Consider the following 23,890-nt stretch of genomic DNA (forward strand, 5'->3'; position numbering starts at 1 on the left):
TGAAGACGTTGGTAAACCTAAGAATTATTATGCGAGATTTATATCTTATAAGATGTCTGTGCGTTTTTAGCGTATGGTTATTTTCTTTGGGTGTCGCTTTCGGTCAACAGATCGATACGACGGCCTATCACGAGCTTTCCGGGGTGGAAGTAGTGGAGAAGGTACGTCCGTCGGTTACCCGTGAAGGTACGCCTTTGCAAATTATGGACCGGGCGGGAATCGATCGCTTGGGAGTACAAGACCTATCCGAGGCCGTGAAACGCTTCTCGGGAGTTACAGTACAGGATTATGGGGGGATCGGAGGATTGAAAACGGTCTCGGTACGTAGCTTGGGAGCGAAGCATACCGCCGTCAGTTACGATGGGGTGACGATTACGGATGCGCAAAGCGGGCAAGTCGATATCAGCCGTTTCTCGTTGGATAACGTGGAGATGGTTTCCTTATCGATCGGACAATCGGATGACATCTTCCAAACGGCAAGGGTGTATGCCTCGGCAGGAGCCTTGAATATACAAACCGGAAAGCCCACGTTTAAAGACAAATCGTTTCATACTTATCTTAAGGTTAAGGGAGGTTCCTTCGGACTTTTTAATCCCGTGCTGCATTATGATCAAAAATTAGGAAAGCGTTGGAGCGCATCCTTACATGGTGATTTCGTGCGTGCGGATGGGCAATATCCCTATACATTGATTAATGGGGAATTGGAGACGAAAGAGAAGCGTAGAAATAGCGATATCCATGCTTACCATTTGGAAGGTAATCTATTCGGCGATTTTGGAAGGGGAGGCGAACTTTCCTTTAAGGCGTACTATTTTGATTCGGAGCGGGGACTTCCCGGTTCTGTTAATTTATATAACAAGAACACTTCTGAACGATTATGGGATAATAACTTTTTCGTGCAATCGGGGTATAAGAATGTTCTTAATGAGAAATTTACGCTACGGGCCATGGCTAAGTATAATTATGCTTTTACTCGTTATTTAGATGTAAATGATAAATATGCCGCAGGCGAACAAGTCGACTTGAATACACAGAATGAGTATTATGGCTCTGTAGGTTTGCTGTATACTCCTATAAAGTATGTATCGGCGACGTTAACAACGGATTTAACTCGCTCTATGCTGGACAATAATTTTGTAAACGGACCTAATCCAAAGCGAATGGCCTCTCAATCGGTACTAGCGGTGCAATATAAGAACAGCCGATTCACGGCTACCGGTAGTTTATTGGGAACATATATCACTGATAAAGTGGAGCAAGGGGAAAAACCGGATGATAAAAGGCGTTTATCCCCGGCTGTAAGTTTGTCTTGGCGGCCATTCTCGGAAAGTACATTGCGGATACGTGCCTCTTACAAAGATATATTCCGGGTTCCTACATTTACGGACTTGTATTACCTCCGTATGGGAAATACAAATTTGAAACCGGAAGAAACTTCCCAATATAATGTAGGGGTAACATGGAGTTCTTCCTGTGGGGATTGGCTGCGGCATTTCAGTATTTCGGCGGATGGATATTATAATACGGTGAAAGATAAGATCGTGGCTTTACCTACCATGTATGTTTGGAAGATGATGAATATGGGCGAAGTGGATATTAAAGGGGTAGATGTAAATTTATCTACACAATTCCGATTGCCCTTACGAATGAGCTTGTTTTTGGCTTCCACTTATTCTTTTCAATATGCGGTTGATGTGACAGATCCGGAAGCTAAGAATTATAAGGATCAGATTCCTTATACACCTCGTCATTCAGGCACGGTTTCCGTAACCTTGGAAAATCCATGGGTAAATGTCTCTTATATACTGACTGCGGTTGGTGATCGTTATGCATTGCCGCAAAATATAGATCGGAACAGGATTGATTCTTATATAGAACAGAGTATTTCTATAAATCGAGATTTTCGTTTTCGATATTTCGGTTTGCGTTTGCAAGGTGAATTGTTAAATCTTACGAACGTGAATTATGATGTTATTCAGTATTATCCCATGCCGGGCCGTTCTTGGCGTTTAAGTGTTTGTTTATCCTATTAGTAAACTATAAAAGTAAAGTAATGAAAAAGAGGAATTTATTTTGTGTCTCTGCCTTGTGTGCATTGATGTCTTTCTCGTTTGTCAGCTGTGATGATGACAATGAGCCTTCACTGAATATACCAAATGTATCTGTAACTAATGTCAGTTTTACGGATGAGAATCCGGAAGCTTTAAAAGTTAGTGGAACCTTAAATTGGACAGCTCCGTCTTCTGTTGACAATGTAACAAAGTACGTGATTTATGGTTCCTCTGATGGAACCGTTAAAGATATGAAAATTGCGGAGGTAGAAGTTGGAACACATTCATATGCTATTACGGATGTCGTAAATATAGGTTATTTATTAGTTATAGCCGCGAATGCGGAAGGTGAGTCTTCTGTTTATGCTTCCGTAAGAGTTATTGATTTTGTGAAGGATAGTTCTTTCATGGCTTTATATTTCTTGAATTCGGGCAATATGGGAAATAACAACTCTTCTTTATATATGTACGACATAGAAAAGGATGAGGTTGTTCCCGATTATTTCTTGGCTCAAAATGGCAGGGGGCTGGGAGATACGGCACAGGATATGATCGTGTATGGCGATAAGATGTATATTGCGGTATATGGAGAGTCTACGATAGAAGTGACGGATCTGAAGGCAAAATCCATTAAGCAAGTCAAGACAGAGGGGCAGCCCCGTTATATGGTATCAGAGGGTGGAAAAGTCTATATTAGCTATTATAATGGATATGTCGCTCGTTTGGATACCGCATCCTTGGAGGTTGAGGCGAAGGTAAAGGTCGGACGGAATCCGGAACAATTGGCGGTATCTTCTAATAAATTGTTTGTCTCAAACTCCGGAGGTATGGATTACAGTACCGAGGTTGGGTATGATAAAACGGTATCAGTGGTTGATCTGTCTACTTTTACAGAGATAAAGAAGTTGGATGTAGTATTGAATCCCACACGGATACAGGCGGATGAGCAAGGAAATGTATATGTGGTTTCTATGGGTAACTATGCGGATATACCCAATACGGTACAAAAGATAAATACGGAGACTTATGAGGTTACTTCCCTTACGAATTGTCCAAACGCAACGGAGATGGCCTATGAGGATGGCAAGCTATTTCTGTTCTATGCGCAATGGGGAATGTCTAGCCCTGCATTTTTAACATTTGATACAAAGAGTCAATCTGCGGGAACGAGCTTTATTACAGATGGAACCTCAATACAGTCCCCTTATTCAATCAGTGCCGTGGGTGGAAATGTCTATGTCGCAGAGTCTGATTATAAGAATAATGGCGATATTTATTGTTTCGGAGGTGACGGTAAATTGTTCAAGAAGTTTGAGGCCGGTTTAAATCCCATGAAAGTAGTCCTCGCTCAAAAAGATAATATCTAATGCGATTACTGATTCTCTTAGGGTTCGCTTTCTGGATGGTGGCATGTACGCCATCCGGAAAGCAAACTTCTTCCAAGGAAGCTCTTTCCTCTGATAGAATTCAATATGCCCAAGGTTTCACGGTTCAGCGCTTTGATACCTATACAATGGTGGAAGTTCGTGATCCGTGGGATAGTACTCGTCTGCTTCAACGCTATTTATTGGTAGACCGGACAAAGTCGGTTCCTGGCGGATTACCCAAAGGGACGATCGTGAAGGTCCCGGTAAAAGATATTGTGGTTTATACTTCTGTTCATGCGGCTATTATTGATCAATTGCACGAAATCAATAAGGTTATAGGTGTTTGTGAGCCTCGTTATATGGATACTCCTGCCATACAAGAGGGTATACAGGCCGGAAGAATCGCTGATTTAGGTGAGGCTACCTCTCCGAATATAGAGAAAATGATAGAGATCGGTGCGGAACTCGTGATAGCTTCCCCGTTTCAGAACAGTAGTTATGGGCCTGTCGAGAAGATAGGGATACCCATTATCGAAGGAGCCGACTATATGGAGGCATTTCCTTTGGGGCGCACGGAGTGGATTCGCTTTTATGGTTTGCTATTCGGAAAGGAAGAGATGGCCGATTCTATATTTAAAGAAACAGAGCAAGCCTATTTGTCCCTAAAGAACTTAACCGTGAATATAGATAAGCGTCCTACTGTTTTGTCGGAGAAAAAGTTCGGTTCCTCATGGTATATACCGGCTGGAGATAGTTATATGGCCCATCTTTTCGAGGATGCAGGAGCCGATTATATGTTTAAGGATTTACCGGGTGCCGGAAGTACCCCCTTAGCGTTTGAGACCGTGTTTGATAAAGCGATCCATGCGGATATTTGGCTTGTTAAATATAATCAGTCTTCCGAGATGACCTATAACGATTTACGCTCCGAATATACTCCCTACGAGAATTTCGACGCTTTTAAAAAACAACGGATTTATACCTGTAATACAGGGATAGTTCCTTATTACGAGGAATTCCCATTACATCCGGAATATCTATTGAAAGATTTAATCTGGATTTTCCATCCGGAGCTAGTACCCGGATATTCTCCCCGTTATTTTAGTAAAATGCCCTGATTGTCTTAAAGGTTTCATATCTTTGTTGAAATGTCGTTACTAGACAAATAAAGGTATTAGACTATGAAGATAAAAAAGGTATATGTTGATGTTTTAACTGCATTAGCGAAGGGAACAGATGCCGGGATTTACAGGTTGAATCCCAAACGAGTTGAAATCGTGAGTTGTGAGCAGGATGTAAAACGTGTTCTTGCTGAATGTGAGAAGACTGGTAAATCTGTAACCTTTAAAGCTGGGGGGACCTCTTTATCCGGCCAGACTATTACAGATTCTGTATTGATGGAAATCAGTCCTGACTATGGAAAGGTTAAGATTTCAGGAGATGGGAGTTTGGCTAAATTCCCTTGTGGTATAACTGGAGAAGAGGCGAACCGCTGGTTGAAACCTTATGGCCGTAAGCTAGGGCCTAGCCCTGCCTCCATCAAATCCGCACGTATCGGCGGGATCGTAGCGAATAACTCAAGTGGTTCTAGCTATGGTATTATCCATAACTCCTATAATACGGTCCGGGATATGGAGATTATCTTTGCGGATGGAGCCTTTTTGGATACCTCTTCGTTAGCGAGTCGCAGGGATTTCATGCAAACGCATATAGGCTTATTGGAGAAGTTGATGAATTTCCGTTTGGAGATTTTGTTGAATCCAGACATGGAAGACCGGATTCTATCTAAATATGAGTTGAAGAATACCTGCGGTTATGGAATGAACTCTTTCTTGGATTATACCGATCCATACGATATACTCATGCATTTAATGGTTGGCTCGGAAGGAACCTTAGGGTTTATTTCTTCTGTTACTTTCGAGACAGTCCCCGATGAGGCTTTAAAAGCTTCCGCCTTGATTTATTTTCCCTCTTTGATGGAGGCGTGCAGAGCCATAGCCCCGTTACGCCAATGCAAAGTGTCCGCCGCCGAGTTGATGGATAGAAACGCCTTACATGCGGTAGAGGATGAACCGGGGATGCCGGAGATATTACATTCTTTACCCGAGGATGCGGTAGCGTTGCTGATCGACACGTCTTCTAATTCGGAAGAAGAACTTCAAATCCAATTCCGAGATATAGAGGAGCGGCTAGCAGATATACAGACCTTATATCCGGTATCATTTACGACCGATCCGAAGCTTTACGCTACTTATTGGCGGGTACGAAACGGTTTATTTACTTCCGCTGCGGGAAGACGGCCACGGGGGACGGTATCTATTATTGAAGATATTGCTTTCCGGGAAGAGGTTTTAGGAGAGGCTTTGGAACAAGTGCGTGGGGTCTTGTCGGATTATGGATACGGAAATGCGGTGATGTGGGGACATTTATTGGATGGAAACGTTCATTTCACGATTTTTCCGGATATAAACGCACAGGAAGGTATTGATCATTACGCTTCTTTTATGCGTAGCCTTGTAGATGTGGTACTTTACTACGACGGTAGCTTGAAAGCGGAGCATGGCACGGGACGAAATATGGCTCCATTTGTTAAAGATGAATGGGGTGAGGAGATTTATGAGTTGATGTGGAAGATCAAAAGGCTCTTTGACCCGGAAAATATATTAAATCCGGGTGTCCTTTTAAATCGGGACCCGGATGTGTTTATAAAGAACTTAAAGCAAATACCGTTGGCGAATGAGCTGATCGATAAATGCATCGAGTGTGGTTTTTGTGAGATACAATGTCCGTCAAGGCATGTGACATTGACACCCCGGCAACGTATCGTGATCTATAGGGAATTATCGGCTTTGGCGGAACAGGGGGAAACAAACTCTAAGCGATATAAAGAACTCAAGAATGCCTTTAACTATAAAGGTAACGCTACCTGCGCTACCGATGGCCTATGTGCTACGGCATGTCCGGTTGGCATTAATACCGGTTTATTGATCAAAGAGTTACGGTGGGAAGAGAATGGTACCTTGGCGAATGCTATCGCTTCGGGCATCGCCGGGAATATGGGAGTCGTAACGGGTATGCTTCGTCCTTTGCTTAAGTTGCCCCATGTGCTTTCAAAGCTGGTGGGGTATAATGCATTCGAGAGATTTGCCTCTTTCTTGTTTAAGGCTTCCGCTCGTAAATTCCCGCTTTGGACTCGGCATACACCTTCTGGCGCGTCAAAGTTCAAGGAACTGACGGGTGTAGAGAATGGGATGGAAATGGTCTATTTCCCCTCTTGTATTACCCGTACGATGGGGACTTCGGCTGATTATGAAGATGTGGATTTCGTGAGTGTAACGGAACAAACAATCGTTTTGTTGACAAGAGCCGGCTTTACGATTCGTTATCCGGAGAATCTAAGCAAGCTTTGTTGCGGTATGGCTTTTAGCAGTAAGGGGTTCCGGAAGCAAGCGGCGCAGAAGGCGGAGGAATTGAATGAGGCTCTTTTGCGGGCGAGCGATAACGGCCGATTGCCTATTTTGTGCGACATGAGCCCTTGCTTGCTGCATATGAGGGAAACCTTGGATAAACGTTTACGATTATATGAACCAGTGGAGTTTATCTATGACTTTATGCGTGATCGTCTGAACTTTACTAAGTTGCCGGTTACGGTAGCGGTACACTCTACTTGTAGTACAACGAAGATGGGAGTACAAGACAAGCTGGTGGAACTGGCAGGCTTATGCGCGAACCGGGTGGTCTCTCCCGCTCAAGTTACTTGTTGCGGTTGGGCGGGCGATCGTGGTTTCTTCTATCCGGAACTAAACGCTTCCGGTCTTCATTACTTGAAACCGAACTTGCATGGGGCGACGGAAGGATATAGCAATAGCCGTACGTGCGAGATTGGTTTGACGATGAATAGTGGGATATCCTATAAGTCGATCGTATATTTAGTGGAAAAGGCTACCCGTTAAAAATCAAAAACCCCGGTTTCGTACAACTGAAACCCGGGGCTTTGTAGTTTGGCATTCGAAATTATAGGGAGTTTTATTTCATAGATTCTTTATTCATATTATGCGTAACCGTTAAGCATTCCGTTGAAATACATCGGTTTTAAAATATATACCTTTAAGATCCAAGCAAGCCATTGCTCTTTTGATGTATCGATCATCGAGAATGGGAATGAAACGTCGGGTTTCTTTTCGTAGTCAAACTCACAAAGCAACACGTGTCCATAATCCGTAACGATCGGGCAAGCGGCATAACCGTTGTATTTCTCGGTCGGCTCTTTACCTTCCATGAGCGCGATCAGGTTCTTGGCGGCGATAGGTACTTGCTTACGGATAGCGGCAGATGTTTTACTGGTCGGGATACCGGCTACATCACCCAGAGAAACGATGTTCTGGTATTTCTTATGTACCAAGGTCTCTTTATCGACCATTACCCATGCGTCCGCGGCCAATTTACCTTCTGTCCAACCTAATCCGGCATCACGAACGAAATCGGGAGCGGACATAGGCGGGGTGAAGTGTAAGAAATCGTAATCCTCTACGAACGGCGTTACGATCTTTTCTTCGCCTTTTGTCTCTATTTTCTCAAAATGCACTTGTTTTGCGGATGTGTCTACACCTTTTACACGTACATTCAAGTTAATAGGTATATTACGTTCATTATATATTTCCAGCAAGCGAGGCGTGAAATACGGAATATCGTATAGCTCCTTCGATGCGGTAAAATAATTCAATTGCAGTTTGTCGCGAGTCCCTTGTTTCCTTGCGTAATGCTCGGATAATAAACAGATCTTTTTGGGAGCGCCACCACATTTATGTTTTGTATAGGTATCGGTATAAATACCTTTGCCTCCTTTTTTAGCGAATTCTTGAAGAGCTTTCCATGTCTTTTGGGCTCCTTCGAAATCGTAAATAGAGTTTGCGTTTCCTTGTCCCAAGGTGTCGTGGGTAATGCCCTCTACTTTTTCCCAGTTACATTGTAATCCCGGGGTCAGTACTAAAAAGTCGTACGGAATCTTTCCGTTACTTTTGGTCGTTACTTGATTCCATACGGGATCAACCGCGGCGACCGAGTCCTTTATCCATTTTATACCGCTAGGCATACAATCCTCTTGCTTCTTCCAAACATCTTCCGGTTGGTATACACCTGAGGCGATCAGAGTGAATCCCGGTTGATAAAACTGACGATCGCTGGGGTCAATCAGGGTGATATCCGGTTCATCAAGCCAATGTTTTAATCGGGCAGCCATACTGATACCAGCGGCTCCTCCACCGATAATAACGATTTTACCTTTTGCGCTGCTTGAAAAAGCGTTTGCTTTTCCGGTATTAGCTCCCGCGATCAGTCCTGTCGCCGCTAATAACTTAAAGAAATGCCGTCTGTCGACACCTTTCTTTTCTAGCGCATCTAATTGTTTCTCCAGTTCGTGTTTCATCATGTCGAAAGAATTTAAGATTTTATTCGCTGGCAAAGGAAACACAATAAATTACGGTAGCCATGAAAATGACTACTACACGACTTGCGCAAATGATTTTTTTATTGGATAAGACTACTACAAGACTTTCTCAAGCTCCTTTTGTATATATATACTATGCTGTTATATAGTATATTATATGTCAAATAGATTAAAATTATATAAGACTCACTTTTTGCGAGATTCTAAAGTGATGCGATCCGGAAGCCAGAGATACGCTGGCACATCCTCCAATTCCAACACGATTCTTTCTTCGATCATTCCTTCCGCTTCCTCAAAGCTTCCGACGATGATCAAATCCTCCTTCCCATCCTCGTTAACAGCCTGCGGCTTAATATCGTACGATCAACCGCAATAAGATCTACCACATTTTTTTTATCTCTTCCAGATAAATTAAAGTAAGTCGTGGGAGTGGTTTATTGTGAATATGTAAATATTTAACACATAAATCTTTATCCATAATGAATAAGAAAGGAGCGAAAGAATCTTCTAGTTCCATAGGTAGCCCTAAATTCTTATTATGTAAGCTCAATAGTTTTTTCCCATAGCAATCGTTTCTTAATCGAGCAGGATAATCAGGCGATACGAAAACTATTTTTGTTTTTATTTCCTCGTCTGTAAAAACCTCGTTCATTATATCGACAACTGCATCGATACAAGGAGGACATGTTTTCTCTGAAAAACAAAAGAATAATTTTTTATCATTACATAAATTACTTAAGGAGAAAGAATCTAGAGAGTCTGTTCCCCAATAGGCTATTTGATCAAGGCATTCATAGTGTTCATTTTTTAGTTCTTCTCTTTTAAGGATACCCAGACTTTCTTTCTCGTATTCAAAATTGTCAACATACACATCCTTCGGGGATTTTCTAAAATGATTCACGCATTGCATACAAATTATGCCTGCCAGTATCCCCAAAAGGAAAATATAAATTGTATTCTCGTTAACCTTCATTTTTGAAAACATATTTTACTAAGACAGGATTCTCTTGTTCCGAATGTGATTGAATAATTCTTTGCTGATCCTCATTTCTTAACTTCTCGGGAAATAGATCATTTAATGGAAGCCCTCCTTCCGGAGTACAGAGGATGAAGTCTTCTCCGAAGTAGATCGGGTAAAGTTGCAAGCCCTCCTTGGTTCGCTCGAATTGAAGCAAGTCATGGTTTTTCCTGTTATAAAACAGTTGGATGTACTTGTTTTGGCGGACTACCATGGCGTATCGATATCTGCTGTTTTGTCCCTGAGAGTCTATTATATAATTTACGCTCTTAGAGGAATAGACATCCTTCGCGTATTGAATTATTTCTTGCTTGCTCATATTGGGATGGAATTCTAATTTTTCGATGTCATTATTTAAATCACCAAAATCCCAACGATAAAGCTCTGTAAAGGTCGCTCCCGATAGTGAATAAATCGTATTAGTCAAAGACCTTCGAAAAGCGTGTGGAAATGGAAATACACCCCTACAAAATACATCTTTTATGTCTTCAGGAAAATATTCATCGAGTATCTCGTTTCTTGATAGGGAATAAAACTTCAAGCGATGGTCGTAATCGTATGTGAAGAAAGCTATCGTATCCTTGTTTTGGAACTGTAGGCTGTTGTAGGCCCCCGCTATTTCAGGAAGTTTCTTTTTCTCGATGAACTTGCCCCCTAGATCATAGAAAAAGAGAGCGTTGCTGACGGCGCAAAGTACTACAAGGTTCCTGCGGGTCGTATCGATCGCGAAATCTGTTAAGTTTAAATACTCACCCGGGCCGTTTCCTTTCTCGTTAAGTGCGAATTGGAAATGTCCCTCCCTATCGAAAACAAAGATTTGGGATCTCGAATAATCGTGAATATAATATCGATCCTCAAAAAACTTGATTTGGGTTATATTACGGATCAGCGATTCTGGCGTTGTCTCTAACGGAATGAGTTGGATCTCAGAAAATAGATCTTTAGTGGAGATCTCGTCTCGCTCGTCCAAATTCACGGTGATGATATCTGATTCCATGTTTTTCTTATCCTTCCATCCCGTACAAGAAAGAAAGAAAAATATGGATATCATCGAAAAATAATAGATGATACTTTTCATACTTTTTAATCTGGATAACAATGATGTTCTTGCATTCCTGAGAAATAACAATGCACATAATAAATACCACTTATCCAATCTACATTCCAGCAAGTCCCCTCATATCTGCCGCAGCTTATGACTGGGCCTTGGTCGCCATCCGGGCAAGCATGATCATCACTGTCACCTTCTGCTAAAACATCTACGTTTATAGCGAAAAAGATCAAACTGATTAACACCGTGAATTTAAAAAATCTCTTTCCCATACATCATTAAATTTAAGTGAAACAAAAGTTTGAATACAAATATATATATATATTGATAGTGTAATGATTTCCATGTGAAAATTTCCCGGAATAAATTATTCATGTTAGATGTTGAGTTTGTCGAGAGATCATTTTCGGGAAGAATTTTTTACTTCAATACGATCTTGTAGCTTTCTTCCCCTCCGGTAGCCATGTGCAATTGGAGGACGTATAACCAACCCGTCGGGCGTTCTGGTGAGATTCTCGGAAAATATTTTTAGTAGTTCATCAGGAAATCGACAAGATTCGTATCCCCATCAAGGGCTAATCGCTTTCTTAAGCGGTATCTTCTTAGCTCGATAGCCCGTACGGATACATTCATTAACGATGCGATCTCCTTCGTGGAAAGGTTCATGCGGAGTAAGCAACAAATACGCAAATCGCCTGCCGTTATATCTGCGTATTGCTGGCGTAAACGATCCATGAAATTCTGGTGGGCGCTATTGAAATAGGTCTCGAACTGCACCCAATCCGCTTGATCGTTCAAGGTAGATTCGATCAAGGAACGTAAACGGGTATATAACTTATTGGGGTACCGGTCACCCAATGTCTCTTTCTGCTTATCCAGTTCTTCCAACAAAGCTTGGATTGCCTCGTTTCTTTTTACCAAAGCTGTTGTCTGGAGAGTAAGCTCATTGTTTTTGTTTTGCAACTCCGTTTCCAGCATCTCGCTTTTCATTTGTTGAAGCCTTTGCAGTTCGGCTTGTCGCTCTGCCTCCAGCTTTTCTTGTTCTTTTTTCCGCAAATTCCTTAAATGGTACCGAAGTCCTTCTTGAATGGCGAACCATATCAAAGCGACGTAGATCAAATAGGCCCATACGGTATTATACCAAGGAGGGCGCACCGTGATTTGCATCGTGATCTCGGGAAACGGCCCACGGGTTACATATTTACGTACCCTTAGCTCATAAGTTCCTTCCGGAAGTTGTAAGAAGGTAATTTTGCCGTCTTTCTGCCAAGAAGACCAATCGGCGGATACCCCTTCCAGCTTATAACTGATTTGGTGATTAGGGGTGAATACCGTTGTTCCGATGTATAGCGAGAGTTCTTGGAAGTTATGGGGCAGGTCGATTCTTTGCGTGTCCGGATATAAATAATGTGTACCTTCTTGATCTTGATACTCGATGCGCATAAACCGTGGCATCGTCAATCCTCCTAGGCTTCCCTCTATTAATTGACGAGTGTTGATTAATAGGGTTCCTTGCATGGCAGATACCAAATCAAGAGAATCATTCAAGGGGATGATCCGTTTGCCATTGGTTACCAGATTCAGATCGTAATTATCGAATAGGATCCGGCATTTTAAAGTTCCTGTACCGTTTTCCCGATGGAAGAGTCCGGCCTCATTCTGGATCGTGAGCCAATACAAATTGTCTGGAACCGGGTAAATACTTTCTGCGTTGGCGAATACGCTCAATACGTCTTTATTCTTAAATAAAGAGCTTACCGATAAATGATTATCGGTCGTATCCGGATGGATATATGAACGTCCGATCTCATCGGATATCGGGGTAAACTTATCACCAAACATCAGGCTCCGGCTGAAGTAGCCGACATTGGTCCGGATATAGAGGCGGTTATCCTCTTTTACAGCGTCTTCCAACTTTCCGATCTGGCTTCTTTTACCTAACATGGCGATGGGAGGATTGATATCTATTTGGGAGATACCATTATCCAAGGCGACCCAGATTAAATTATTATCCTGTACGCAGATGGAGCGTACGATATTATCTTGTAACTGATTATTGATGTTGAGATGTTGAAAGATCTCCCCTTCGTCGTTGGTGATATAAATACCGGACGTAGATGTTCCCGTGAAATTGAGACCTCCGGCGCTAGCGAAGGAAGTTGGGTGCTTCTCCTCGATTTCTTTCGGGATCGTGTAATTCGTCTCGGGATCATCGAAATTTATATATGACGGGAGCGTATCGATCGGATGGTATTCCAGATTCCCGAGTTTGTCGTATAGCCAATAGCCTAACGATGATTTGCCTTGGGTATAGATAGAATCGTTCTGGAAAGATACTTTATAAATAGGGGTTTTATCCGGTAATGGATATGTGTTCCATGTATTCCCGTCAAAAGTAACCAGACCGGAATTATTAGCTACATATAAGATGCCATGATAGGAAACCGCTAAATCCCAATTTTGGCAACTAGCCTTGTAATCGTCTACGGAATAATTTTGTACGAGGATAGAGGGAGCGACCACAGACGCACGCAAGGCGAAAACCGCCAGTATAGATAATAATATGATAAAAGGTAGCCGTCTGTACATGGTCTTTAAACTATAGAGACAAGGCATAAAGCCTTGTCTCTTTCTATTACACGCATGCAAATATAATCAAATTTTGATTATTTGTACTCCTGCCAGCTCTTAATCTGAATATCTTCTACGTTCATATTGCAGAAAGCGTCGATAAAGGCGCTGGCCAGACGGGCGTTCGTGATCAATGGAATGTTATGATCGATCGCCGCACGGCGGATCTTATAGCCATTGGTCAACTCACGTTTGCTATGATCTTTCGGGATATTTACTACCAATTCGAAAGCGTGATTGCTGAACATATCCATGATGTTCAAATCACCTTCCTCATCCGGCCAGCAAACGGCGGTTGCCTTGATTCCATTATCGTTCAGGAACTTGGCGGTTCCGTGCGTACCATAGATCGTGTAACCCTTGGCATCCAGCATCCGGCAAGGCTCCAATAAATCGACCTTGCTCTTAGCTGCGCCGGAAGAAACTAAAATGTTCTTCTTAGGAATACTGTTGCCTACGGCGATCATGGCGGAAAGCAAAGCCTCGTTGAAATCGTCGCCGATACAACCTACCTCGCCGGTGGAGCTCATGTCCACACCTAATACGGGGTCTGCCTTGTGCAAACGGGCGAATGAGAACTGGGAAGCCTTGATACCGATCCAGTCGATATCGAACGCGCTCTTATCCGGTTTCGTATACGGAGCGTCCAGCATGATGCGGGTAGCCGTCTCGATAAAGTTGCGTTTCAATACTTTAGATACAAACGGGAAACTACGTGAGGCACGTAAGTTACATTCGATTACTTTCACGAAGTTATTCTTCGCCAAGAACTGGATATTGAACGGACCGCTGATGTTTAACTCCTTCGCGATCATCTTGCTTACTTTCTTGATACGACGGGCTGTCTCGAAGTAAATCTTCTGAGCCGGGAACACCAAGGTAGCGTCACCGGAGTGAACACCGGCGAACTCGATATGCTCGGAGATCGCGTACTCAACCACCTCGCCATTCATAGCGACAGCGTCGAACTCGATCTCTTTCGTTCCTTGCATAAACTCGGATACGACCACCGGATATTCCTTGGAAACCTTAGCGGCCAAATCCAAGAACTCGATCATCTGCTCTTTCGTATGGCAAACGTTCATCGCCGCACCGGACAATACGTAAGACGGACGGATCAAGATCGGGAAACCTACTTTCTCGATAAACGCGTCGATCTCTTCCATGCTGGTAAGCTCTGCCCAACGAGGTTGGTCGATACCTAGCGAATCCAACATCGCGGAGAATTTATGACGGTTCTCGGCACGGTCGATTGATAGCGGGGAAGTACCCAATACCGGAACATTCTGGCGGTAGAGTTTCATCGCCAAGTTGTTCGGGATCTGTCCACCTACGGAGACGATCACGCCCTTCGGCAATTCCAGATCGATTACGTCTAGCACGCGCTCGAATGAAAGCTCGTCGAAGTAAAGACGGTCGCACATATCGTAGTCGGTAGATACGGTCTCCGGGTTATAGTTAATCATGATCGATTTATAACCTAGCTTACGAGCGGTCTGGGCGGCATTCACCGAACACCAGTCGAACTCAACGGACGAGCCGATACGGTAAGCTCCGGACCCCAAGATAATCACGCTCTTCTCATTCGGGTAGTAGGTAATGTCGTGCGGCGTACCGTCGTAAGTCATATATAGATAGTTGGTCAATTCCGGATGTTCGGAAGCGATCGTGTTGATACGTTTCACGGTAGGGAGAATGCCCATTTTCTTACGCAAGTTGCGTACGCGGATATTCTCTTTCTCCATATTGCCTTCCGGGCTCTCTACGTAACGAGCGATCTGGAAGTCCGAGAAACCAAGGCGTTTAGCCTCTTTCAATACATCCTCCGGAAGATCCTCGATCTTGTTGTAGCCTTTCAATACGTTGGCGTAATCCACGATATTCTTCAAGCCTTCCAAGAACCAGCGTGTGATCTTTGACAACTCATGGATCTTGTCTACGCTATATCCTTGTTCCAAGGCTTGCGCCACGGCGAAGATACGCAAGTCGGTAGGGTTCGCCAACTCCTCGTCCAAGTTATCGAAGTGGATATCGTTGTTACCTACGAAACCATGCATTCCTTGTCCGATCATACGAAGACCCTTCTGCATGATCTCCTCGAAGCTCTTACCGATCGACATGATCTCGCCGACGGATTTCATGCTGGAACCGATCTGGCGGCTGACACCCACGAACTTCGTCAAGTCCCAACGAGGGATCTTCACGATCATATAATCTACCTCCGGCGCTTTGTACGCGGAGTTCGGGGTACCCATCTCGCCGATCTCGTCCAATCCGTAGCCCAACGCCAACTTAGCGGCGACGAAAGCCAATGGATAACCGCTGGCCTTGGATGCCAAGGCGGAAGAACGGCTCAAGCGAGCGTTCACCTCGATCACGCGGTAATCGCAAGTCTCGGAGTTGAAAGCGTATTGGATATTACATTCACCCACGATACCTAAGTGGCGGATCGTCTTGGTAGAAAGTTCCTTCAACAGGTCTAATTCTTTCTCGGTCAAGGAGCAAGTCGGAGCCACTACGATACTCTCGCCGGTGTGTACGCCTAGCGGGTCAACGTTCTCCATGCTCACTACCGTGAAGCAATGGTCGTTCTTGTCGCGGATCACCTCGAACTCGATCTCTTTCCAACCCTTCAAAGATTCCTCGACCAAAATCTGGGATGAGTAAGCGAAAGCGCTTTCCGCCAAGGTGCGAAGCTCGGCCTCGTCCTTGCAGATACCACTGCCCATACCACCTAATGCGTAAGCGGAACGGATCATTACGGGGAAACCGATCTTGTAAGCGGCAGCCACGGCGTCGTCCATGCTTTCTACGGCTTGGCTGATCGGGGTCTTCACTTCTATCTCGTTCAGTTTCTTAACAAATAGGTCACGGTCCTCGGTGTACATGATCGCCTCAACGGATGTACCCAATACTTTCACGCCATATTTAGCCAACGTGCCGCTGGTGTAAAGTTGAGTACCGCAGTTCAAAGCGGTCTGGCCGCCAAACGCCAATAGGATTCCGTCCGGTTGTTCTTTTTTGATAACTTCCTCAACGAAGTAAGGAGTGATAGGCAAGAAATATACCTTATCGGCTACTCCCTCGGATGTTTGGATAGTCGCGATATTCGGATTTAGCAATACGGTACTGATCCCTTCTTCTTTCAGAGCCTTTAACGCTTGCGAGCCAGAGTAGTCAAACTCCCCGGCCTGTCCGATCTTCAGGGCACCCGAGCCCAGAACAATCACCTTTTTGATATCACTTTTCGACATAGTAATTTGGGTTGTTTTGTTTATTATAATGATTTTAGAATATTATACCTTTATATTATATCACCGGACCGCTGGACACAAAAAAAATGCGTTAGTAAAAGTAACCAACGCATCTTATATAACCAAATTATAATCCCGTAAAATAGAGAAAAGAGCCTCAACCTCCGACATATAACCGGAATAGAACTTCGGATTATCCTTATGTGTCTTGTTTGTCATCTGCTCTCTCTTCAAAATTTCGGCAAAGGTATGGATTATGTCTGAAAGAACAAAGCTTAAATGCGAAAATCTATGCTGAAATAGTATTGTCTGTGTTTAACAGCCTCTAAATCCAGCTTAACACATCCATTATTTAAAAACAATCTTATGTGTTTCATAAGTATCATTGCCTATTTGGAGTCTTAATACATAGATGCCCGAAGGTAATGTATTAAAATCTAAGAGATCTCCTTCTCTCAAGAATGTCCCCTCCCTTACTAATGCTCCGGTTGATTGGTTATATAGAGTATAGGTTGGCCTAGTCTCTAACATAACACTGAATTGATCTTGGATTTGAGTTTCTTTTGAAATATTAACCATATGAGTGGATGAGGAAGTTGAAACAGAATAATAATATCCCGTAACAGATACTGTTTTTATCACATAAGACCCGGGTGTTCCACAAGTGCTGGTTGAACGACAGCCCACAATATAAGTTCCTGGTGCGGAGAAGGTAACACTGTTTGAATACCGATAGGCAGACATGCTAGCCGTGTTTGGACTGACCATCCATTGATAATTCCCTTCGTCTTCCATAAATATAGGGCTAGCCGTAAAAGATGCACTACCACCAGCCCCTACTTGATCCGGACCGGACACGGAAGTTATGGATGGGGCACCGATAGAAACAGTTTTCGCTACAGAAACTGAAGAGCCATTAGGAAGTACCACATTCGCATAAATCGTACCACTCATTGTTCCTCCCGGATTAGAGATAGCCCGAACCGTGATTGAATTACTATTCTGTCCTCCACTTACAATTTGTAGGCCACTGGTTCCTAATGTCCAATTCCCCTTATAATTACGATTTAACGTGTAGGTTTTATTTCCGGTACATGGCACTAAATTATCGCCGGATATTTGGGGATATACTTCTCGGACAGCCGCCTCTGCATCAAGCAAACCATATCCCATATTGGCATTCCAAGTTCCAAATGGATGTCCTGAAACTGTTGAGTAAGAATAAGATCCAATTTTTCTGGCAGAGTGTCCAAGTATATTTCGAACTTCAGCTTCTGTCAATTTTGGATTAATAGATAGTAGGAGTGCTGCAACGCCTGAAACTTGAGGGCAACTCGCTGAGGTTCCTCCAAAAGTAGAGAGATAATTTCCGGGGTAAAGCCCGGCACTCCCCATTAAATCCAATGTGCGAATATCCCCTGTATAATCCAAGGCACCAGAAGGTGCAACCAGATTAATTTCTGAACCTCTTGCACTATAAGAACACAAAGCACCATTTTTATCAACTGCGCCAACTGCGATAACCCCATTAACAGTTGCGGGAAACGAAACAGAGGAACCAGAATTTCCTGCTGCAAAAACAACTACACATCCCAGTCCACCGCGTCCATTCGTTCTAGCATTATTTATGGCTGAGGTAATTGCATCAGCTACAGAACCACCCCAAGAGTTACTAATAACATCTGCTTCAGCATCATCCCACGCATAATTTATCGCAGCTGCAATATTAGAACTAGATTGACTATAAAATATATTAACAGGGACTATTTTCACTAGAGGGGCAATCCCTGCTATACCTAAATTGTTATGAGAAGCTCCAATAATACCAGCGCAGCATTCTCCATGTGGATTATTTGAGACTGGTGCTCCATTCCCATTGGCTAAACCCGGCGTAAAACCCGGCAAAAGTCTATCACCCAGATCCTCATGCCCTGCCACACCTTGATCGATAACAGCCACTTTTATCGAAGAACTACCTTTTGTCATACTCCAGGCTTCAGGAGCATTAATATCGATATTCCACGTCCCACCTAATTGTCCCGTATTATTTAAATAATATTGTTCGCTATAAAGAGGGTCATTCAGAAATTGAGTTATTCTCATTATAAAGTCAGGATGACAAAAATCGACCAAACCATTCTCATATATTATATTGGCATAAGTTAAAACATCAAACCCTTGATTCACGGATAATGTGTAAACCCCATATTTAGTTTGATCAACAACTTCTACTATCTCATTCATACCTGCTAATATAGAATCAATACTTACGCCATTTTTAGGCTTAAGCAGTATATGATTAGTTACATATAATGTATCTGTTCCATTTACTAAATAAGCAGGAGAAGCTCTTTTCACTAAAGGATCCGACTCGTATGCTTTAAAATCATTTTCAGAAAAGATATTGGATTTATTTTCTTTTACAATGATGTTCGGCGATATTTCATTAAATCCCTTATAATCCGAACTTAGCATTGGAGTTCGGATTAAATCGGCTTCTATATTCAACACAAGGTGTGATGAGTCTGGGGTTAAAGCGATTTTCCTATTTTGTGACCAATAATATTGCGCATTAACATCGCAATGTATTGAAGACAAAAGCACAATCACTAAAAGATATATCAAATTATTTGTTTTCATTCCAGTTCGTATTTAATTATTTCAACATTTTCAGCAATATACATAGGGACTTTGTTCGAAAGATATTCAGAGTTTGGGTCCCGTGGGTCATAAGATTCCGAAGGGTGAGGTATGGTAAAAGCATCCAATATCACACCATCTATGGCTGGATCATAAGCTCTACAATTGAATTTTATTGTATAGGCAAGCTTAACTGTACGATTATCGGGGATATACAGTTGTATGGCATTCGAGAAATTCAAGCCGGTTACACCAAGCTTCGGACCTTCATGAATTGCTACAAGACAGATATTATTATTTTCGAGCGCAATCATGCTTACAAAGCCGACCAGCCTATCATCTTTATCACAGCTTATACATACTATGACTAAGAAAAATGCAAGTCCTGTTATTTTTGTTTTTAGTTTTTGCATATAGTTGAATTTTAAGTTAAACAAATTTATTGGATAGTCATGTAACTGATGAATTAATTGAGAGGGACCGGATAAGTGATTATACCGGTTTTTTTCATTTTCGTTTGCTATATTGCAATATAGCTATACGAAAAGCGACCTGTAAGCAGAATGATAAACGTTATCTACGTTCTAGTATGTGCGCAAGTTATCAAAAAAAATTAAGCGTGCAAGAAAAAAATAGAATATTTTAGGTCCTAGATTCAACTAGAAGTGAATATTCAGAATTATAGTTTCGCCTAGCCTGCCTCGTGAAGGATATAACTTTATCTCACTTTTTATTTTTATCTTTGTGCGACTAATCTGAAAAAAGAAAGCTTATGGCACGGATAACGATTCCTTATGCGGTAGCGGATTTCGTAGATTTACGGGAACGTGGTTATTATTATGTGGATAAGACCGATTTCATCCCGAGCTTGGAAGGTTATAACGCTCCTGTTTTCTCCGTCCCCGGCGTTTCGGCAAGAGTTTGCTTATCTCTACCTTGGCGTGTTACTATGACCGCACCAAGGCCGATCGGTTCGAGGAGCTGTTCGGCAGGACTTGGATCGGTGAGCACCCGACGGAGGAACATAATCGGTATATGGTCGTGCGCTATGATTTCTCCAAGATGGTGATGGCTGATGACATGGAGGGGTTGGAACGGAATTTCAATGACCTGAATTGTTCTGCGGTGGAGATCATGGTGACGCATAACCGGGACTTGTTTTAAGGACTTCCGGTTCTCTAGCCGTGGTGATGCTTCCAAGATGCTTGAGGAAGCTTTGGGGTACGCCCGTGAGCATGGATTGCCAAAAGTGTATGTGCTGATCGATGAGTACGATAATTTCACCAATCAGCTATTGACGGCCTACAAGGATCCGCTCTATGAGCAGGTAACCACGAAGGACAGTTTCCTGCGCACCTTCTTCAAGGTGATCAAGGCGGGTATTGGCGATCCGTACCTGTTTCTGCACGGGGGTTCTTCCCGTTACGATGGATGACTTGACAAGCGGATATAATATAGCGGAGATCCTGACCTTGGAACCGGAATTCCTGAGTATGCTGGGCTTCACGTATAAGGAAGCGGAGGTCTACTTGCGTTACGTGCTGGATACCTATACGGAGGGGCAGGATCGGTTCGATGATGTTTGGCAATTGATCGTGAATAATTACGATGGTTATCGCTTCTTGCCGGAGGCCGAACCCTTGTTCAATTCCACGATCCTGACCTATTTCTTCAAGAAATTCGCCGTTCGTAAAGGTGGAATCCCTAGTGAGCTGGTGGATGAGAACCTGCGTACGGATATCGGTTGGATCCGTCATCTGACTCTTTCCCTTGAGAACGCCAAGGAGATGCAGGACGCCTTGGTGATCGATGATGAGTTGTCCTATAACGTTTCCGACCTGTCCAGCAAGTTCAACAAGAGGAAATTCTTCGACAAGAGCATCTATCCGGTCAGCCTCTTTTATCTGGGCATGACCACGCTGCGGAGTAATTACCGCATGGTGCTGCCCAACCTCACGATGCGCAGCATCTACATGGACTATTACAACGAGATGAATCATATCGAGGGAAATGCCCAACGCTATGTCCCCACTTACGAGCGTTTCACCGAGGAGCGTCGTTTTGAGCCGCTGGTGCAAAACTACTTCGAGCAATACCTCGGTCAGTTCCCTGCGCAGGTGTTCGACAAGATCAACGAGAATTTCATCCGTTGCTCCTTCTTCGAGCTTTGTTCCCGTTACCTGAGCAGCTGCTATACGTTCGCCATCGAGCAGAACAATTCGGCGGGACGTTCCGATTTCGAGATGACCGGTATCCCCGGCACGGACTATTACAAGGACGACCGGTTGGCGGAATTCAAGTATTTCAAAGCGAAAGAAGCGGAGCGCATGCTGGCGCTCAGCGATCCCCGTCCCGAGGACGTGGCGCAAGTGCTCGCCTACGCCAAGGATACCAAGGTGAAGTTCCCACACTATCATGTCCGTTCCTACATTGTATATATCTGTGCCAACAAAGGATGGAAATGCTGGGAGGTGACTCCGTGATATTATTCCAATTGCTTTATTAATAGTACTTTGTGGTGCTAATGATGTGCCATGCTATTGGCACAGTTGTGCCACTGCGATGGCACACGCATGCCACGGTGATGGCACATCCGTAACATGGGTAATGGCACAAGCCTCTCTTCCTTGGTTTACCAGTCGTACTCCTCGAAATAAGCGTCGAAGTCTTTTGGTTCCTTCACCCCACAGCGTTTAAGCGCATTCAATACGACCTGTTGCTCGGAGGGTGAGAGCGGCCTTTCTCCCTTGCGGACACGGTAGTAAGTGCGCCGGCTGAAGTGCCTCATGAGTCCCGGGATAACGGAGAGCATCTGTTTGTGTGGCAAGCTCTCCAATAGGCTTACGAATCCCGCGGCATAGCGTACTTTCTTGTTCGGACGGTAATAAGGGCAAGTTCCCTTCAATGAGGCGAGGTGTCTCCTCGTTAAAGGTGATTGTTTGTTTCGGCGTTCTGGAATAGGGGTGTTTACGCATGCGGCCTGCCTCATGAATTTACGAGGTAGGCCGCGTAAAAATAGCTATTATCAAGTACTTATTTAACCGTAACATTCCATCCGGAAAGAATACCTCCGTAGAAGTAAAAGTCTACGCAGAATGTCTTTCCTGTGTTCAGCTCTTTGACCTCGTAGTATTTCGTGGCACCTTTTTCGTTCACCAATTTATAATCGGCGATATTCGGAATAGGCACGTTGGCGAGCTCTTTGATCTTTGCGTTTATCCTATTCAAGATATCCATGCTCTCGAAAGGATTCGTTACTTTGGTGCTCTTGGATAAAGCCGGATTCACCCCATTGTTCTCGGCACGAACCGCACGAACACTATCTGCATAAGCCTTGAACATCGCACGGCTTTCCGGAGTGCGCAAAGCGGATACGGTAAAGATAGAGATTCCTTCCGCCCCATGATTCAGTGCGGCATCCATGGCATTCTCTATATCGTCGGCTACCATCAGTCCGCAGTAAAGCGTGGTTTTCGGGTTCTTATCCCGGACATCCTCTATCATACAGTCTGAGATAAAACTAATATCTTCCGTGTAGAAGTTATGGTATACCATGGGGAAGACAATGTCCAGATTCCATTTCCCCCAGTCTTGACGAACCATTTTGGATGCCATCTTGGGCGTAGGGAAAGGAGAGGCTGCCATTTTCTTGCCGTAAGAGTGAACCACGTCGGCGATCATATTAGCGACCTCGGTAATCTGGTCACAACGGAATTGGAGCCATTTCTCGTCTTGCGAGGGATCTTCTTGTTCTCTTGGATCATATCCGTAAGCGGCCTTGAACTTCTCGATCATGGCCGGGTGATAACCAAAATCCCATTGCGGATATTCTTGGTCTTGCACGATACCGTATTTCGGCCAAAGGGTAGTCGGCAGGATAACATCCACGAAACGGTTGTAATCGATAGCGATACCGTTCAAACCCTCTACCTCGCAGTAAGCCTCTATTTTCTTCTTGATAAACTCCCGTACCTCGGGTAAGGCGGGGCACATAAATTTGTAGTAATCCACGTAAGCGGTCGTATCGGCCAAGCTTTGTCCATTGCGGTTTACGCTGAACCATTCGGGATGTTCTTTTAAGATAGCGTCTCGGTCATGTTCCGGATTCATCGTCCATAACCAAGCGTAGACCTCTATCCCATGTTTCTGGGCGATGGGAATAGCGGCCCGATAATCATCCGGAGTAGGGGCGTTTAGCATGACACCGTCTATCCCCGCCTCATTCATGATCGTACAGATGGAGTCGAAATTCATTCCGGGCTGGTAATCCAACCAAGTCCAGAACATCGGATAAGCATCTTTCGTATCATTTTTCGGGGAACTGCAAGCACCTACGCTGCAAGCTACCAGAAGCAATACTAAATAATTTATGTGTCTCATAAGTTTAATGAATTTGATTAACGATTTATCCGTTAAAGATACGTATTCCTGT

14 protein-coding genes and 1 pseudogene are annotated in these 23,890 nt (G+C 43.7%); 5 read left to right on the plus strand and 10 right to left on the minus strand.

The window, feature by feature from the left end; translation table 11 throughout:
- Positions 1–29: 29 nt before the first annotated feature.
- From BDI_RS17070 to BDI_RS17085, 4 genes are all read left to right on the plus strand, one after another.
- Positions 30–2,033, plus strand: coding sequence for a TonB-dependent receptor plug domain-containing protein (locus BDI_RS17070; RefSeq protein ID WP_011967313.1), 2,004 nt, complete (start codon positions 30–32; stop codon positions 2,031–2,033).
- 20 nt (positions 2,034–2,053) lie between these two features.
- The gene (locus tag BDI_RS17075; RefSeq protein ID WP_011967314.1) at positions 2,054–3,418 is read left to right on the plus strand and encodes a DUF5074 domain-containing protein; all 1,365 of its coding nucleotides are present in this window, start codon (positions 2,054–2,056) and stop codon (positions 3,416–3,418) included.
- On the plus strand, positions 3,418–4,536 hold the full coding sequence (locus BDI_RS17080; protein ID WP_005859610.1) for an ABC transporter substrate-binding protein: 1,119 nt from the start codon (positions 3,418–3,420) through the stop codon (positions 4,534–4,536). The genes BDI_RS17075 and BDI_RS17080 overlap by 1 nt, the downstream gene beginning before the upstream one ends.
- Before the next feature lie 63 nt (positions 4,537–4,599).
- A complete protein-coding gene (locus BDI_RS17085; RefSeq protein ID WP_011967315.1) occupies positions 4,600–7,371 on the plus strand; it encodes an FAD-binding and (Fe-S)-binding domain-containing protein in 2,772 nt (923 codons plus the stop codon).
- A 98-nt stretch (positions 7,372–7,469) separates the two neighbouring features.
- On the opposite strand, the gene BDI_RS17090 is transcribed toward BDI_RS17085, so the two are convergent.
- From BDI_RS17090 to BDI_RS17125, 8 genes are all read right to left on the minus strand, one after another.
- Positions 7,470–8,846, minus strand: a complete 1,377-nt coding sequence (locus BDI_RS17090; protein WP_005859606.1) for an NAD(P)/FAD-dependent oxidoreductase — start codon at positions 8,844–8,846, stop codon at positions 7,470–7,472.
- A gap of 397 nt (positions 8,847–9,243) precedes the next feature.
- Entirely contained in the window at positions 9,244–9,837 is a 594-nt protein-coding gene (locus BDI_RS17095; RefSeq protein WP_005859604.1) for a hypothetical protein, read from the minus strand.
- Complete coding sequence (locus BDI_RS17100; protein ID WP_005859602.1) at positions 9,827–10,960, minus strand: 6-bladed beta-propeller; 1,134 nt, start codon at positions 10,958–10,960, stop codon at positions 9,827–9,829. Before BDI_RS17100 ends, BDI_RS17095 begins: the two co-directional genes overlap by 11 nt.
- A 5-nt stretch (positions 10,961–10,965) precedes the next feature.
- Entirely contained in the window at positions 10,966–11,205 is a 240-nt protein-coding gene (locus BDI_RS17105; RefSeq protein ID WP_005859600.1) for a hypothetical protein, read from the minus strand.
- A 256-nt stretch (positions 11,206–11,461) separates the two neighbouring features.
- A complete protein-coding gene (locus BDI_RS17110) occupies positions 11,462–13,522 on the minus strand; it encodes a transcriptional regulator (protein WP_008779156.1) in 2,061 nt (686 codons plus the stop codon).
- A 77-nt stretch (positions 13,523–13,599) separates the two neighbouring features.
- Entirely contained in the window at positions 13,600–16,818 is a 3,219-nt protein-coding gene (carB, locus tag BDI_RS17115; protein ID WP_005859594.1) for a carbamoyl-phosphate synthase (glutamine-hydrolyzing) large subunit, read from the minus strand.
- Between the two features lie 348 nt (positions 16,819–17,166).
- Positions 17,167–19,458: a S8 family peptidase gene (locus BDI_RS17120; protein ID WP_005859593.1), complete on the minus strand. Its 2,292-nt coding sequence runs from the start codon at positions 19,456–19,458 to the stop codon at positions 17,167–17,169.
- Positions 19,455–19,871: a hypothetical protein gene (locus BDI_RS17125; protein WP_005859592.1), complete on the minus strand. Its 417-nt coding sequence runs from the start codon at positions 19,869–19,871 to the stop codon at positions 19,455–19,457. The genes BDI_RS17120 and BDI_RS17125 overlap by 4 nt, the downstream gene beginning before the upstream one ends.
- A 359-nt stretch (positions 19,872–20,230) precedes the next feature.
- On the opposite strand from BDI_RS17125, the pseudogene BDI_RS20505 reads away from it, so the two are divergent.
- Positions 20,231–21,941: pseudogene (locus BDI_RS20505) on the plus strand (AAA family ATPase).
- A gap of 149 nt (positions 21,942–22,090) precedes the next feature.
- On the opposite strand, the gene BDI_RS17145 reads toward BDI_RS20505, so the two are convergent.
- Entirely contained in the window at positions 22,091–22,447 is a 357-nt protein-coding gene (locus tag BDI_RS17145) for a DUF6078 family protein (protein ID WP_005859585.1), read from the minus strand.
- Between the two features lie 44 nt (positions 22,448–22,491).
- Positions 22,492–23,838 carry a hypothetical protein gene (locus BDI_RS17150; RefSeq protein ID WP_005859583.1) on the minus strand — a complete coding sequence of 449 codons (1,347 nt, stop codon included), beginning with the start codon at positions 23,836–23,838 and terminating at the stop codon, positions 22,492–22,494.
- Between the last annotated feature and the right edge of the window lie 52 nt (positions 23,839–23,890).

This window comes from Parabacteroides distasonis ATCC 8503 (assembly GCF_000012845.1).
GTDB lineage: Bacteria > Bacteroidota > Bacteroidia > Bacteroidales > Tannerellaceae > Parabacteroides > Parabacteroides distasonis.